The following is a 15,148-nucleotide window of genomic DNA, read 5'->3' on the forward strand; positions in this document are numbered from 1 at the left end:
AGAAATCCGTAAATCCATGTAGCTGCAATAGCCATCATACCCCAAATTACAGTTTCATAGGGGACAACGCCCATCCGCTGTCGCCCCGCTGGCTTATTGCGGAATGACACCAGTCGTTCCCTCTGACGGAATGATGAAAGACAAGTCGGCATCCTTGTACTGGCGATTGATGACCGTGCGTTTAATCGTCAGCTCTTTCGGCATGCTGTTCATGCCAAACATCACGAATCCAAGATCAGCCCCATCGTCCAAATTCGGATGTTCAGGGCTATATCCCCCGCCAACCGACATCCGGTATTCCTTGCCATTCTCATCAACGGCGATCCAAGTATCCGACGCAAAGTTGGGATTGCTGAACGTTCCCCCAATTGGAATTTTCCCTACCCCATCTGAGTTGACCGTTAATCCCTTGAGCAGCAATGAATCGCCAGCGTCTTCAAATAGGACAGGATTTTCGGCCGAAGCTTGAGACGGATCAAAGACGACCGAGGCCTCGCTTTTTTCCCGAATCATATAGCTGTCCAGCACAAACCGGATCTGCTGCTTGTCATAGGCAAAATCATCGAATTGGTAAAACCATTTCGTCAACCCGCTCCATCGGTCAAACTCGTAGCGACGGCTTGAAAATTCCATTTCCGTCATGCTTGGGCTCTTCTCAAGCACATTGCCTTGTTCATCCTCCAGATGGTAGTTTAACAGATTAAACCCGCTTTGACCGTTTAATGCCCTGCTCGCCGCCTCCGGCGTCAGCGACGTCGTAAATTCAAGCGAGCCTCCGCTCGGCGTACGGGTTGCTCCTTGCATCTGAATCCGAATGCCGCTTGGCGTCTCATAAGAAATGCCGATAGGGGTGAGCAGCGTCTGGGCTTTCGCCTTGCTCAAATCGACATCGAACCGCAGCGCCCATCGACCCTTGACCGTCTTAGACGAAAAGTCATCCGAACCCGGTGTTCCTTGATGCAAGGCGATCTGGTTAATGTAAGCGTCGAGCTGCAGCTTGTCTTTCAATACTGGCCGTCTAAAAACAAATTCGAATCGGCTCGTAGTCGTATTGCCTCCCGTCATGATTCCATAAGGGATATCTCCAATATGCCCTCTATCTACATCAAAAAGATTGAAATTCCCATTAGTAGATTGAATTTCGCCAGCTACCGGATTTCCTTTCGCATCATAAATGTCGATTCCTACAATGAGACGGGTCGAATCGGCTATCACTTCGTTAACCTTCAGCGTATAACCCTGATCCTCGGCGCTGGCATCCGGATGCTGCACAAGTCCTGCTTCCTGCGCCTGCTTCATGCCGTTATCCACATAACTGTTCTGGGCAAAAAGCGACCGCACCATATCCGCAAGTGTCGGTTGTGCGTATAGCAGCGTGCTTCCCGCGAGCACGACGGCAGCGGCTGCAAGCCCCCAGGCTTTGCGTCTTGAAGATTTTCTGACCGCATATTGACGTTTGACTTGATGGGCAATAGATGAGGCGCCCGGCTCAAGATCAAGCGGATCACGATTTCCCGCTGGCTCTATGTCGATGCCCTCCAGCTCCAGCATCACCCGATCGGTAAAATCGTCTTGAAGCTTGTCCTCGAACAAGACGCTTTCTATTTTTTTATCTTCCATCGTCGGTGTTGGTGTTGGTGTTGGTGTCGGTGTCGCTGCTTCAGCCCCCGCTTTAAGACCGGCTGTTTCAGCTTTTGTACGATTCCAAAATGTCATAACGTTGTCCCTCCTTGGCTTCTACCATTTTCCGCAGTCTGATTTTAGCGCGGTGAACGATGTTGGTGACCTGCCGTACAGACATGCCGGTTATGCTGGCGATTTCCTCGTGGCTCAGCTGGTTCGTGTAGCGGAGAACCAGCACCAGCCGATAATGCTCAGGCAGCTTCTCCAGCAGATGGTCCAGCTCAGAGCGCAGCTCTTTTTGCAGCAGCTTGGATTCGGGTGTCTCGCGTTCGCAGCCTTCATCCTGCACGGGGGATTCTGCTGTTTTCCGTCGCCAGCCGTCCTTCTGCAAGTTAACAGCTATTGTATAAAGCCAGCCAGCAAAGCTTTGCACCGGATTATGCGATGCCAGCTTGCGGTACGCCTTGAGCAGCGTCTCCTGCGTCAAATCCTCAGCATCAGCCTCGGAAGAGCCCATTTTTCGAAACAGTCCATAAAGCTTATTTTGATAGCGCCGGACGATATCCGCGTACGCTTGTTTATTTCCGTTCAGCACGGCTTTGATTATCATATGATCGTCTCTCAGCTCCACTTGCTTCCCTCCTCTTACGGTGCGACTTTTGTTTATCTCACTACTAAGACTCCCCATCCTCGCTAATTCTCTCACTTGATTTTAAAAGTTTTTGAGCCTATTGTGGTGAATTGGCATTTATTTCAGCAAAAAAAGACGCCAGTCCTCCAAAACAGCCGTCCGACCAACTAAGGCGTGTATACAAACGTAAGCAAGCCAGACCCTGATTGAATTTAGCGTCAATCGTATTGCCTCTTCTACTGGAAATATTACTCTTCATGAATATATACAAGCGTACCTTAAGGCAGCTCTATGCGCTTGGTTTCATAGTTTTACTCCCTGCACAAAGATAATTTTGGCGGACACAGCAGACGCTATTTTATTAGGATCACGGGTTATGGGACAGGCTGCGGACTCAGTGCTCTTCTGTCAATAGAGTAGACACGCCCATTATGCTATTTTTTCGTAATAAAGCTGTTCGAAACGCAAGGGTGACATGTAGCCAAGCGTGCTGTTTCTGCTCTTCTGTCAATAGAGTAGACACGCCCATTATGCTATTTTTTCGTAATAAAGCTGTTCGAAACGCAAGGGTGACATGTAGCCAAGCGTGCTGTTTGAACGTTTTCGGTTATAAAAGAACTCCAGATACCGATACAACTGCTCATAGGCTTCTTGCTTGGTCTTAAATTTGGGATTACAGTAAATCAATTCACGTTTTAGGATACTGTGAAAGGCTTCAATACAAGCNTCCAGATACCGATACAACTGCTCATAGGCTTCTTGCTTGGTCTTAAATTTGGGATTACAGTAAATCAATTCACGTTTTAGGATACTGTGAAAGGCTTCAATACAAGCGTTATCGTAGCAGTTTCCTCTCCGGCTCATACTGGCCTTCATCTGGTAGGTGCTGAGTTGCTCACGGTAGGCTTTTGACGCATATTGCGATCCGCGATCGGAGTGGTGGATGAGTCCTTTTTCTGGCTTTTTCGCCGCGTAAGCCTGCTTGAGGGCGTCTAGTACCAGATCCGTTGTCATGTGATCACTTAATTGCCAGCCTACGATTTGTTTCGTGTAGAGATCCAGGATGCTCGCCAAATAGAGCTTACCTTGGCGACAGGGAATGTAGGTGATGTCCGCCACCCATTTCTCATTGGGCTTGGTCGCCGAAAARTCTTGCTGCAGCTCGTTCGGTGCGACCGGCCACTCGTGATTCGAATCGGTTGTGGTGACGCGGAACTTGCGTGACATGCAGGAACGCAGCCCCTTTTCGCGCATAATAAAGCTGACCGTACGCTCCGATACGATCCAGCCTTCTTTTAGAAGCTCGTTGTAGATACGGGGGCTTCCATAACGGAATAGCGAGTCATCATAGTGCCACGTGATTCGCTGGGTGAGCTTTTCTTTTCGCTGCTGCCTTCCGGACGGCGCTGCKGTGCGCCATTTGTAATAGCCGCTCCTGGATACGTGAAGCACCTGGCACATCTTCTCCACTCGAAATTCGGAGCGATGATCTTCGATGAAGGAGAACCTTAGTTCTTTTCTTTGCTGAAGATGTGCAGCGCCTTTTTTAGAATCGCCATTTCTTCTTTCAGATCCGCCATTTCCCGCTCTTTACGGCGGGTTTCCGCTTCCCTTTCTTTGAGGGTTTGTTCGAGCTTACGGATTTTTTCCGGATAGTTGACCTCCTCCTGATCGAACGCTCGATATTGACCGATCCATTGATGCAGGGTGCTTTTGGGAATATTCAGCTCCTCACAAATGTCGGCTATGGTCTTGGTCTTTTCTTGTACATACTTAACCGTCTGTCTTTTGAATTCTTCATTGTATCGTTGCCGTTGTTCTCCCACTCGCGGACACCTCTTCTTTTTCGTTACGTCTATTATTAGGCGTTCCTTAACGCTGTGTCCACTTTTTATTCTAGCTGTATCGTTGCCGTTGTTCTCCCACTCGCGGACACCTCTTCTTTTTCGTTACGTCTATTATTAGGCGTTCCTTAACGCTGTGTCCACTTTTTATTCTAGTTACACAGGAGACGCTAATGCACTTCCAATAGCCATTTTGCTCGGATTATTAGGTAGATAACGGATCTCCTGTCCGCTTAAAGCCTAAAATCGTTGAAAAAGCCAGAATAGCGGAACCTCAGTCCTCCAAAAAAAAGGAGCGAGCTTTCCGAGCCGCGTGTTCTTAGCGACAATGGCCTCAGCAACAATGGTCTTAGCGACAATGGTCTTAGCAACAATCTCACGCTGCGGCTCCTTAAGTCTTGAATCGTCAGATGAGATTTGCTTTTAGATTTGCTTTTAGATTTGCTTTTAGATTTGCTTTGAGATTTGCTTTGAGATCTGCTTTGAAATTTGCTTTGAGATTCGCTTCGAATAAGCGCTAAGCAAGACGCAGTAGACCGACTCCGGTTTGCTTGCACGCCCTAGTATTTGGAAGATACATAGGAATAGATTAAAATAGAGCTATTAATGAAAAGGGGTGGTAATATGCCATTGCATCACATTTCTTTGCCAGCGCTTAGCGCCTCCCCAGGTCCTATCGCTGTTATGCATCCTTTGCCTAATGAGCAAAATAGGTCGGTGCTTGCCTTAAATCATGCATGTGAATTGTGGAAGCTGAACCTTGCTACAGGACTTGCTGAACAACTGCTCCAAGTGGATATCCCTGAGTTCAATATTCATCATCCCGTGCAAGTCGTAATCAGTAAAGATGGGCAATATGCAGCGGTTTCGAACTGTTTTGGCCGTCACGCCGCAGTTTATGATTTGCTCGCCCGTCAACAAATGATGAAGCTGTCTCGAGACGACTATCATTCAGAGGTATGTACCTTTCCGTTAGCCTTTGCCGAGATTGACGGACGATCTCTGCTCATTCATGGAACACTGTGGAATCGTGTGGACTTAACCGATGTGTTGACAGGGGAGCTTCTAAGCAGCCGTCCACAGGCCGAATATGAAGACGACGGCTATCTTAATTATTTTCACGCCAAACTTTATGTATCGCCGGATCAGCAGTGGGTTGTAGATACGGGCTGGGTATGGCAGCCTGTTGGTATTATTCGGTCCTGGAATGTCCGAGCTTGGCTTAAAAACACTCGTGAGTCGGAAGACGGTGCTTCCGTATCCTCACCTTGGGAAATACTTGTGGACTGGGACTTGCCCGCCGCTTGGGTAGATTCGCAGACCATTGCAATCTGGGGACAAGTGGATGGCGATCTATTCGATGAGGAGGATTTGCCGGATGAAGGCGCATTGCCTGTCGTTATGGTGTTCAATGTGATGACGGGTGAACGTTCAATCGTATTAAGAGAGGCCCCTGCCTATGAGACCACTTCACCAATAGAGAATGTTTATCCTCATCCACAGGGAAAATTAGCAGTAGATGGTGATCGCTTGTTCTTATGGGGGAGGGGGCTGAATATGACCGTATGGAATAGGCATGACGGGGCACAGGAAGCTGCAGAGGAAGCCTTCTGTCCTGATTTGTACCATGAAGAGGGGCGGCTATTTCTACAATTGGATTCGCAGGGCGGCATTTCGGCTTGGCGGCATACGCCCTAGATGAGCCTCCTATTCGCCTCTGGGAGGGGCTTCGGCTTCTAGCGCGATTAATTCATATAGGTCATTTACCGAGCATCCAATCGTATCAGCGATTGAAATAGCGGTTTTCAAGGGCATCATTCTCTTATTTTCTATAAAATCATTCATCCGCTCGTGTTTATAATGCAGCGCTTCGGTTAATTGACCGATGGTCATGTCGGCTTCCGCTAATCGCTCAAGCAGCAAGCAGCGCCCAAGTTCAAATTTCATTTAATCTCCTCCTACTATGTTTGGCTATTCATAAGAAAGCGGATCAGTCGCCTTTTTCCGCCCTTAGAATAATTCCCCAATGTCGGGCTATTTATAAATTTCGAGCAGCAGCTAATATTTTATTCCGTAAAGGTGAGGTTGATATGAAAAATAATCCGCTGGCCTACATAAATACCCTTGAGGAAAAAGCATGAATAGGGCAGCAGAGTGGAGCATCCGTGTGCTGTCCGTAGAGCCAGAATGGCTGCATTTCCCCCATGCGCATCAGGATACATTAGGATATCGGTTAAAGCTCAGTCATTCGCCAAAAATAGAGCTGCTTCGCTATGATCACATTCAAGTGACCACGGGGACAATTGACACTTCATCTTGGGCCGCTTTCACAGCGATCGTGATGGAGATTAATCCGGAATCGCTGCTGCTCTTCACAGCCCCCATGTATCAGGAGCAGTTAAAGGAAGCGCATAAGATCAAGCGGATTTTCTCCCCACGCCAGTCGATTCAAGGTGCGGAGCAGCTCATTGCACATTATGGTTATTTTCCTCCCTTTCACTACGATGAAATAATGGATGCAAGCTGGGATGGGGAAAATGAAGGTTCGAGCGAGGAGAAAAGCTTGACCATTGCTATTAAGCCCTCCTTAGTTGAAGAGGCAGCGAAAAATGTCATCTTCCGTTTTGATGGGGTCCAGGAAGAGAATCTCTCTACTGTCGAGGAGCACAATACTATTTTTCAATTGGAATTTACTTATCAGGAAGAAGCGATACATGTTGTCATCGACTCACAAGAAGGTTTTGGCGGACAATTTCTGTGCCGCAGCGTCCATGTTAGCTGGGAAAGTTAAATAAAGCTGGCACCAGTCAATGACCGGCGTCAGCCTGCTGCTGTGCGCTTTCTCCAAACTACTGCTGCAGAAGCGCTTTATTTTTATCAAGAAAACGGGCATTATGCGAAGAAACACCAGCCATATCAGAAGCTCCCGGCTCATTGTGAGCCCAAATACCGATATCGGTTATTATGCTGCAAAGCCTATTCTATCAGCTATTTTTGCAAGAAATAATCGTAGTAGGCACCTTGAATCAGTAACACAATTTCACCGAAAACCCCTATGACAAAAAATAGGAAGTAGTAACTTGCCGATGATACCTCTTTGTTAAATAGCTCTTTAAAGGCTTGACTAAACACCCGCTCGAATTTAAACCAATTCAGGACCCAGCCGATAATGAGAAAAGTAAGGATCGCCATGTTGAAAACACCGCCCCCAATATCCATATTATTGTTGAGCTTATTATAATGGATAATTCGCCAAATCGAAAATGGTACATCATACATATAAAGATGGCGGCGGTTCAATCGTCACGATTTCTGGATAATGTACGTTCAATGCAGAAGCGCCTCTTGCGCCCCTTTTAAATACTGCTTAAGATGCGTATATTTTCGGTTGGCCATTTATTCATAAACAATTAGCCCCCTGACTCTTTACAGAGCGGGAGCTAACATCATTTTAGTATCTTTTTGGGAGGGATTTTTGATTCAAACATTCCCTACAAAACCGCGCGGATCTGCAGGGAATGTTTGAATCCATTTCAGCCCCTCATTTAAACGGGCAGCAGCTCATCTACAAGATGTGTTTTCATCGAATCAAATTGAAATCTGGTTGAGGCCGTAATTCCACGCCAGTCAAAACAGCCACGAATGGTTTTTTCATATTTTCCATTATAAAGCTCGCGATCTGCATCCAAAATATGGCCCAGCATTTTGTTGTAGCTAAATTTTTGCACCTCTGTGTTGCTCCAAGCAGTGGCCATTAGCTTACCAAATGTGTCTCTGGCATCCAGCAATGCTTTCGTAAATTGCTCCTCCTTGCCTGGATAAAGGGCTTCAAATTCCCGTTGCACTTTAGAAATCTCATCTCCCTTTGCATGAAACGAGCGATCTCCAAGCGATTGCGAAATTAAGCCTTGTTCAATTAAATTAAGTTGAAACATCTCTACTAATATATCAAAGGCACCTCCCGTAAATGGTTGGGATAAAGCATGTGGTTCTCGCCCAACCATACTCATTTTGAAATCATTAAATGCTATGCGTATGGATCGGCCACCGCTTAATTCCCCGAGTCGGGTTAATTCGTTAGGGGAGAACAAGTTCCCCTTCGTGTTATCCAGCAACCGTTTAATTACAGAATCGAAATGTAAGGTTGCCACTATTGCCACTAGATCGCCAAAAGCCTCATGATGCCCGCCATACTCAGGCGTTAATTGATCAGAATTTTGAATTTCATCTAACCCTTTTAAAACCGAAAAATTAATGGTGTGGCCTGTTTCATGCGCTAATACATCAAAATTTTCACAATAGGCATCATTATGATCTATTCTGCCATTTCTTCCTCTAGGAAAACCGAACTCCAAAAAACCTTCCAAACCTGAGTGAGCATTGTCCCATTCCACTCTGGGAATTAGCAGAAGTTTTGGCGGCGAAAACGGCCATTTAATGGCATGTCCAAAATAATCCTCCCAAATCTCCATTACACGCCTTACCGTGGCAAACATGGTCATTGCTGAAAACTCATGCGTTCCCGGTCGAATATGATCAAAATGGCCGTCTGCATCGGGCTTCACGGGCGGATTCTGTTCACCTTCATATCTGTACTTGAACGCAGGGGAACCCTCAAAGCCAAAAGGAATCTTATTAACAGCATCAACCACGTATATTCTGTTGTCTTCCGGTCCGCTCTGAATCGAGCCTGGCTGAGCATTAAGATAAACCACCTCGGGTTGTTCGAATCCAGGAATGGTTTTGCTTTGCGGATAGATTAAAAACCGCGTTCCATTTTCTCGTGCGTTAGCATCTAACATTTGCGACATTATTGTATCCTCCTTGTTTATGAGCTGACAACGAATATTATATTTACCTAAATTCAGTGTTATTATCAATCGTTTGTTTGGTATATAAAGGTCATAATAATTATATTAACTTATTATGGCTGTCGTAATTTGATACATAAAAGCGGTCTTAAACACACAAGATGTTACAGGTTCAAAAACACAAGATGTTACAGGTTCAAAAACACATTTTTGGAGGGATACACTGATGACATTTCAAAAAATTTGGGAAGCGGATATGAAGGAAAACGGAATCCTCCCTTTGATTAAAGGACTTAGTGACAATCAAAAGGACCCTGCACAAGGTTACGTTATCGTCGATATGAACCCGCAGCCCGATGAAGCTTCAACGCCAGGAAGTGAAAAGAATGAGATTACAGTATTTAAGGAAACCCTAATTCCTGACAGCAAACAGCCCTCGTACGACTTATTTATTAAATTGCATGATAATTATGATTGGAAAGTAGGAAGCAAGGAATCAACTTCTCCTGAGGAACAAGCTGAGGTCAATGATTTCTTACAATTTGCTATTGGAACTAAGCCCATGCAAATTGCTCGGGAATATGCTGAATCGAACGGACATCTTGCGGCTGGGAATTCAGATGATGATTGGAAGAACATGCTGAAAGCACTGTGGTTCAAACTAATTAAAGGAAACAGCACCTCTTATTTTGAGCATGTGTTTCTAGGCGAGCAGGGCAGTAAAAGGAGGAAATTGGGCGGCCATCATTTCTGGTACCATTATTTGATTAACGATGGCCCCTTCGTCAAATTGGAAAAAGAAGATTCGATTGTTTTCATTAGACATGTAGAAGTAAATAAAATAGAAGCTAGTAAGCTCGCTGAAGTGATAACGATTGAATACTCTTTGGAAGAAATAGATAATCAAGGCAAAAAAACAAAGCTGATTAAAAATATCGGAGGTTTTTTTGTCGGTACAAGCCCAGAAGGCCTACTTGCTCTCGGTACAGTCGCGTTTCTCGATGGCAGGGAACATATCCCGGTTGAGCTTAATGGAGAGAAGCTTGATATCACCGTGTTTCGAACTCAAGATGAGAAGAAAGACGCACGAACTTTCTACCCGGTGATCAAAGAAGCAGTTCCAGCACATTAAGCAAAAAGTGGGGGCTTCCCCCGCTTTTTTTATTATTACATTCATTTCTGCGAATGGAGGAATTAGAATGAGTCAAACCGAAATGCCGTATGAAATCAAATTTTTATTGGATGGCAACCAGGTACTTACGGATAAACATGAACTGCGCACCGACCTTGTTCATCTGGACCAAGCTGAGCATCAGCAACTGGATATTCGATTTTTGGATACTTCTGCATTGGATTTGTACCGTAAAGGCTGGATTTTGCGTGGACGTCTCAAACAAGGGAAGGATCGCTGGGAAATCACCTTCAAAAAGAGAATTGCTCTTCAAGGGACAATGACGATTGAAAATGCTATTCAAGAAGCAGAGAAATTGGGTTTTGATCTGAACGATCCTTCCCTTAACAAAGAAGTGGATTGGACCGGGGAGCATCAATCGTTAAACCTTTCCTATGAGGTAAAAGTAAGTGCTTCTGAACTGAACGATACCAGTGATTGGAAAATAACATTGATGAAGCATGCGCCGGAACCATTGCGATTGCAGCAATGGGGCGAGATAACTTTTAAGGAGATGTTATCTAAATCAAATATGTATGGCCCGATCCCTGCTCAAAAATATCAAGGAGAACGGAATGGGGTGAAAGAAAGTATTGAAATCTGGACGGTTGCTGGAAGCTCAATTGTGGAAATAACAACGGAGGCGCTAGGAATGGAGGCGGCGCAAAGTAGTCACGAATTGATGGCAAATCTGCTTCAGCAGCAAAATCTGCTGGTCCTGCAACCTGGTTTATCCAAAACCGGATGGGCGCTAAAAAAATGGCTGCAAACAGTAAGCAATCCCTTTTCGCTGCTTCTCGAAGGTGGATTCAACCTCTATTTTAGACATGCGCAGCCTGAAAGTACTGATAATGATGAGGTTATGTTGAGTCAATCAGGTCAAGAGCAAGCTAGGAAATTGGGCGAGCTGCTTTCTGAAAAAAAGATCCCCATACAACTGCCGGTTAGCGCCAGTCCGATCAACCGTGCGAGACAAACGGCGGAATTAGCTTTCAGCGAGAAAAATATTCTAATTGAGCCGCGGCTTATCCAGAAGAATCATTTACCTCAATTGTTAGAAATAGTCCCTAAGCAAGGATTCAATCAAGTATTTGTTGCTCATCACTTCACATTTAACAATCAGCTTAAAGAATACGATGACTTCATTCATCTAGGGATGGTATGGCTTAAGCCCTTGGGCGAGGGAAAAGGCTATACCGTAGTGCAGGTACTGGACTTGCTGCAGGAAGCTTTGATTAAGCACAGTAGCGATATTCGTGAATTAACCTTGAGGTAACAAAAATATTTAAAGGAAATAAAAGCATACCGCTGTAGGCTGCAACACGATGGAAAGTAACTGAGGAAATTCCTCCATACACTAAAAAAACTGCAAAGAACGCAGTGGGATAACTCTCTGCGGTCTTGCAGTTTTTCACTCTCTCTTTCAGCTTTCATCGGCATAGTTATCTTATTTCTGTGGAGCCATATTATTGTAAATGCGCGTTGCATTCACTTTTCCTGTGCTTACATCCTCTGTCGTAAATCCGGATACGATATTGCCAACTTTAAATTCCTTTTGCAGCAGATCTTCAGACGGCTCGGCAGCCGTTGGCCCACTGATACCCAATTCGGTTTCTGGGGTTACGGTTACCCATAAGTCGCCAACCTTGAAGCTTGCTCCATCTTCGCTTACTTCCGTAATCACGCCCTCAATATTGACGACCGCTTTGCCGCTCGTAGGAGGTTTTGTTGCAACAGCAGCCGACTCGGGTGTTGTATTTGGCACATTTGTTGTATTTGGTGTATCCTGATTCATCGCGAAGATGCCTACCGATAATACTGCACATGCTGCAATACCAACTGTCCAACCTGTTAACGTTCTTTTTTTAGCTTTTTCCATTTTAAACGACTCCTTTTGATTGATCAAATTTGGTTGTGCTGTCTTTTCCATTTCCGACATCAGCTTCTGATAGGTTGCCTCTTGAAAATTCTCACTTGTTTTCACACGGGACATCGCGGATTTATAAACAGATTTCTTCATCCTCAAGGCCTCCAATCTTCTCTTTTAAGATAAGGCGTCCTCTTGCGAGCCATGTTCCTACCGTTGCCGACTTGGTCTGCAAAATATCGGCAATTTCCTTAATGGAATATCCCTCATAATAGTGCAGATGAATCGGAATCCGATACTTCTTGTCCAAGGCTAGTACAGCCTGCAAGACCCCATTTTCTTCCGGTGGGAGATAGCTAAGATCTTCGGGAACAGGATTTCTGCTTTTGAACCATCCTGTTTTCAGCATATTTTTACTTTTATTTATGGTTGTTCGAATCAACCATGCTTTTTCGTGTTCATTGTTTTCAAATACAGGGCGCTTTTGCAAATAGGTGAGAAATACCTCTTGGGTCACTTCTTCCGCATCAGCTATATTTTTCAAATACGCAAAGGCAATTTTGATCATGCTTTGTGAATATAGATCCAAGGCCCGCCGTACAGATTCATTGAGCTCATATGAATTGTACACCTCAGCACCCCCTTTCACTTTTAATACAACTGAGAGTTCTAATATTTTTCATTGCGTCTAATTTTTTTAGCATTTAATGATTTCCACTAAAATATCCGTTCCATTAAAAGAGATAGAATAAGGACATTGGCATGACATGGCTGCCCTCCTACCTTAACCTTGCTATTCAATCATGTAGAGTACTGCATCTATAGGACAAAATAAAAAAGCACCCGATTGGATGCTTTTTCGTTCTAATCCTCACCTATACCATTTTCGGCTATTTCCAGAGCTTTTTCCAATAAAGGAGTTGGCGATGATGTCGAACAAAAGTCCAAGTGCAGCAAGCCTGCATCATTAGACAATAAACCGATTTTAGAAAGATACATCGCAGAAATGATTACCGATGATTTATGTGAAATCTGTGTGCCGATTAAACCATTATAGTTCCCAAGAATGCCTTGTTATCATGCCCCACAGCAATAAAAGCAACAACTTGCATGAAAACGGCGGACGGTTGCTGAACTTTCAGAGTACTCTTCCTCCTAAAACTGATGATTTAGCTTCCTGCTTCATCATGCTTATAGCTCATATGTCTATTCGTTAGCAGCAATCCATGCATATTTTACTGGATATTTCACAAAACTATAGTGTGGACAACATGATCTAATCGAGAGGGGAAAAAGCACACTTGGCTAAGCACACAGACACAAGTTGGAAAGAGGATCATCCGAGCACTTTGCTCAGTAACTCTGTCCAAAAGGCAAATCATGCGGTTAAGCAAGCGATGTCTCATCCAGAAGAACAAACCGTTGAGCAAGCATGCGATTCAATATCACATGCAGAAAATGCGCTAGATAATGCAGAGCAACATTACGGTCACATGGACACCGTCCAGCAAAATAAAGAGCAGTTAGAGCTTCTGGAGCACCAATTGGATGAAGTACAAGAAAATATGAAGGATCAGTAATATAAGAATAAAGACAAGCTCCGTTCGTTATGTAAAACGAATGGGGCTTGTTTTTATTTCACAATATATCCGCCTATAAAGGGATAGAATTTGTCTTTGTTCCCGGCGACGAGGTAACCTTGGGCTGGGACAACTGGTTCGAGGAGCCGGATAGCACGGTACGCATGGATTCGGAAGAAAACCTGATGAAAATTGGGAGATCGTTTAAGAAGCCGGAGGATAGACTGCGTCGAATGATGACTCCGGTCAGAAAAGCCGCTATTGGGCCGATGCTGGTAGAGCGGAATACCCAGCCAATCGGCTGGACCGAGGTGACTGCTGAAGAGCTAGATGCAGAAAAAGATGCTGAACTGCTAGGGCGGTTGGAAGTGTTCAAGAGGAGCGTTAAAAGTAACCGTGAATATTATCCTTCCTATCGTCTAGATCGGGATGGTGAACATATTCGCATCTATCTGTTTAATGATAGCGAGAATTTTGAGGATTGGGCCGATTCGACCTTGAATCAGGAATTCGACATTCCAACCGAGGACGAGTGGGAGTATATGTATGGTGCCGGCTGTAGAACCTTGTTTCCATGGGGAGACGGAATGGATTACTCGATGAATCTAAAATATTTTGAGGGTCTTAAGGATGACAGAGAGACGAGTACCCCAACAGGAGCAATCAGCCATTCCTATGACCTTGAGCTACCGAATGTCTTCGGACTGCGTTTTCTGGGAGATCCATACCAGAAGGAGCTGACCAAGACAGAAGACGGAGAGTCGACCGGCAAAGGTGGCGAAGGCGGGGCCAATCACAATGGAGGTTTGGGCGTCTTTTTCAGTTATTTGCCAACAGCCGTATATTACCGTGACAAACATGAAGATGAACAGGAATGGGTGGAATGGCTCGATCAGCTGCATTATCGACGAATTGTGCGACTGTGAACAATCCTTGTGTATTACTAAACAGCGTTATCCGCTCTACACCATTATTTAAGTCCAAACTTTCAGGCTTGCTTTGAGAAACGACCCAAACTTTATCTCCTTGTTCAGCAACTCCTCTAACGAATCCATCTCTTGATCCTTTGCTCGCGCCGGATACAAGCTAGATTCCCCTCTCACTCTCCCTTACTTTTCCCAAAAAAATAATGAATATTAAAATCGAAACTTTGCCGAAATACCGTATTGCCTATGTGCGACAAGTAGGTCCATATGGTCCTGCCAATAGTCAAGCAATGGAGAAGCTGAAACAATGGGCTAAGGGGAAAGAGCTGCTTACCGAATCGACTATCCTGCTCGGAGTGCCACAAGATAACCCTGAAACAACAAAGCCGGAAAACTGTCGATATGATGCATGTATTGTCATTGCAAAGGATTATCCAGATGATGATTCCATTTGCGAAGGCCAGCTTGATGGTGGAACGTATATTATTTGCAAAATCAAACATACAGCGAAAGCTATAGAAAGAGCATGGAATGAGATTTTTCCATACTTGCATAACAACGGATACCAAATGGACAATAAACCAATTTTAGAAAGATACATTGGTGAAATGCTTATCAATGATTTTTGCGAAATATGCGTGCCGATTAAACCTGTATAACTTTCTAAAATCACGATAATCTACAACCTCCTAAGA

The 15,148-nt window shown here is 44.7% G+C and carries 16 protein-coding genes and 1 pseudogene; 7 read left to right on the plus strand and 10 right to left on the minus strand.

Translation table 11 applies throughout. The annotated features are described in order from the left end of the window. Nucleotides 1-93: 93 nt before the first annotated feature. The 5 genes and pseudogenes from ASF12_RS07295 to ASF12_RS07310 all read right to left on the minus strand — a co-directional run bounded on the left by ASF12_RS07295 (nt 94) and on the right by ASF12_RS07310 (nt 4,080). Nucleotides 94-1,716 (minus strand): DUF4179 domain-containing protein, encoded by a 1,623-nt coding sequence (locus tag ASF12_RS07295; protein ID WP_056031526.1) that lies wholly within the window; start codon nt 1,714-1,716, stop codon nt 94-96. Next, nucleotides 1,688-2,254 (minus strand): RNA polymerase sigma factor, encoded by a 567-nt coding sequence (locus tag ASF12_RS07300; protein WP_235533071.1) that lies wholly within the window; start codon nt 2,252-2,254, stop codon nt 1,688-1,690. The genes ASF12_RS07295 and ASF12_RS07300 overlap by 29 nt, the downstream gene beginning before the upstream one ends. Nucleotides 2,255-2,782: 528 nt before the next feature. Continuing rightward, nucleotides 2,783-2,980: IS3 family transposase (locus ASF12_RS35500; RefSeq protein WP_235533072.1), on the minus strand; the 198-nt coding region annotated here is incomplete at its 5' end. A 1-nt stretch (nt 2,981) separates the two neighbouring features. Then, a pseudogene (locus ASF12_RS36510) lies at nt 2,982-3,751 on the minus strand (IS3 family transposase); the annotation flags it as partial. 11 nt (nt 3,752-3,762) lie between these two features. Continuing rightward, nucleotides 3,763-4,080, minus strand: coding sequence for a transposase (locus ASF12_RS07310; RefSeq protein WP_056031535.1), 318 nt, complete (start codon nt 4,078-4,080; stop codon nt 3,763-3,765). A 642-nt stretch (nt 4,081-4,722) separates the two neighbouring features. Here ASF12_RS07310 and ASF12_RS07315 point away from each other — a divergent pair. Then, on the plus strand, nt 4,723-5,796 hold the full coding sequence (locus ASF12_RS07315) for a hypothetical protein (RefSeq protein ID WP_056031538.1): 1,074 nt from the start codon (nt 4,723-4,725) through the stop codon (nt 5,794-5,796). Between the two features lie 9 nt (nt 5,797-5,805). Here the strand turns inward: ASF12_RS07315 and ASF12_RS07320 are convergent, their stop codons facing one another. After that, nucleotides 5,806-6,045 (minus strand): helix-turn-helix domain-containing protein, encoded by a 240-nt coding sequence (locus ASF12_RS07320; RefSeq protein WP_056031541.1) that lies wholly within the window; start codon nt 6,043-6,045, stop codon nt 5,806-5,808. Nucleotides 6,046-6,235: 190 nt separating this feature from the next. Here ASF12_RS07320 and ASF12_RS07325 point away from each other — a divergent pair, with 190 nt between their 5' ends. After that, nucleotides 6,236-6,889, plus strand: a complete 654-nt coding sequence (locus tag ASF12_RS07325) for an Imm50 family immunity protein (RefSeq protein ID WP_056031547.1) — start codon at nt 6,236-6,238, stop codon at nt 6,887-6,889. 197 nt (nt 6,890-7,086) lie between these two features. Here ASF12_RS07325 and ASF12_RS07330 read toward each other — a convergent pair whose 3' ends face one another. Beyond that, nucleotides 7,087-7,398, minus strand: coding sequence for a hypothetical protein (locus ASF12_RS07330; protein ID WP_155972863.1), 312 nt, complete (start codon nt 7,396-7,398; stop codon nt 7,087-7,089). A 245-nt stretch (nt 7,399-7,643) separates the two neighbouring features. Beyond that, nucleotides 7,644-8,909 carry a hypothetical protein gene (locus ASF12_RS07335; RefSeq protein ID WP_056031551.1) on the minus strand — a complete coding sequence of 422 codons (1,266 nt, stop codon included), beginning with the start codon at nt 8,907-8,909 and terminating at the stop codon, nt 7,644-7,646. A 226-nt stretch (nt 8,910-9,135) separates the two neighbouring features. On the opposite strand from ASF12_RS07335, the gene ASF12_RS07340 reads away from it, so the two are divergent. After that, nucleotides 9,136-10,041, plus strand: a complete 906-nt coding sequence (locus ASF12_RS07340; protein WP_056031554.1) for a hypothetical protein — start codon at nt 9,136-9,138, stop codon at nt 10,039-10,041. 67 nt (nt 10,042-10,108) lie between these two features. Then, nucleotides 10,109-11,356, plus strand: coding sequence for a histidine phosphatase family protein (locus ASF12_RS07345; RefSeq protein ID WP_056031556.1), 1,248 nt, complete (start codon nt 10,109-10,111; stop codon nt 11,354-11,356). Between the two features lie 171 nt (nt 11,357-11,527). Here ASF12_RS07345 and ASF12_RS07350 read toward each other — a convergent pair whose 3' ends face one another. Beyond that, on the minus strand, nt 11,528-12,100 hold the full coding sequence (locus tag ASF12_RS07350) for a hypothetical protein (RefSeq protein ID WP_056031559.1): 573 nt from the start codon (nt 12,098-12,100) through the stop codon (nt 11,528-11,530). Further along, entirely contained in the window at nt 12,081-12,578 is a 498-nt protein-coding gene (locus tag ASF12_RS07355) for an RNA polymerase sigma factor (protein ID WP_056031562.1), read from the minus strand. Before ASF12_RS07355 ends, ASF12_RS07350 begins: the two co-directional genes overlap by 20 nt. Before the next feature lie 670 nt (nt 12,579-13,248). On the opposite strand from ASF12_RS07355, the gene ASF12_RS07360 reads away from it, so the two are divergent. From ASF12_RS07360 to ASF12_RS07370, 3 genes are all read left to right on the plus strand, one after another. Continuing rightward, entirely contained in the window at nt 13,249-13,527 is a 279-nt protein-coding gene (locus ASF12_RS07360) for a DUF2564 family protein (RefSeq protein ID WP_056031566.1), read from the plus strand. 47 nt (nt 13,528-13,574) lie between these two features. Beyond that, nucleotides 13,575-14,453 (plus strand): hypothetical protein, encoded by an 879-nt coding sequence (locus ASF12_RS07365; protein WP_155972866.1) that lies wholly within the window; start codon nt 13,575-13,577, stop codon nt 14,451-14,453. A gap of 203 nt (nt 14,454-14,656) precedes the next feature. Beyond that, nucleotides 14,657-15,112 (plus strand): AraC family transcriptional regulator, encoded by a 456-nt coding sequence (locus tag ASF12_RS07370; protein ID WP_056031572.1) that lies wholly within the window; start codon nt 14,657-14,659, stop codon nt 15,110-15,112. Nucleotides 15,113-15,148 lie beyond the last annotated feature (36 nt).

This window comes from Paenibacillus sp. Leaf72 (genome assembly GCF_001422685.1).
Lineage (GTDB): Bacteria > Bacillota > Bacilli > Paenibacillales > Paenibacillaceae > Pristimantibacillus.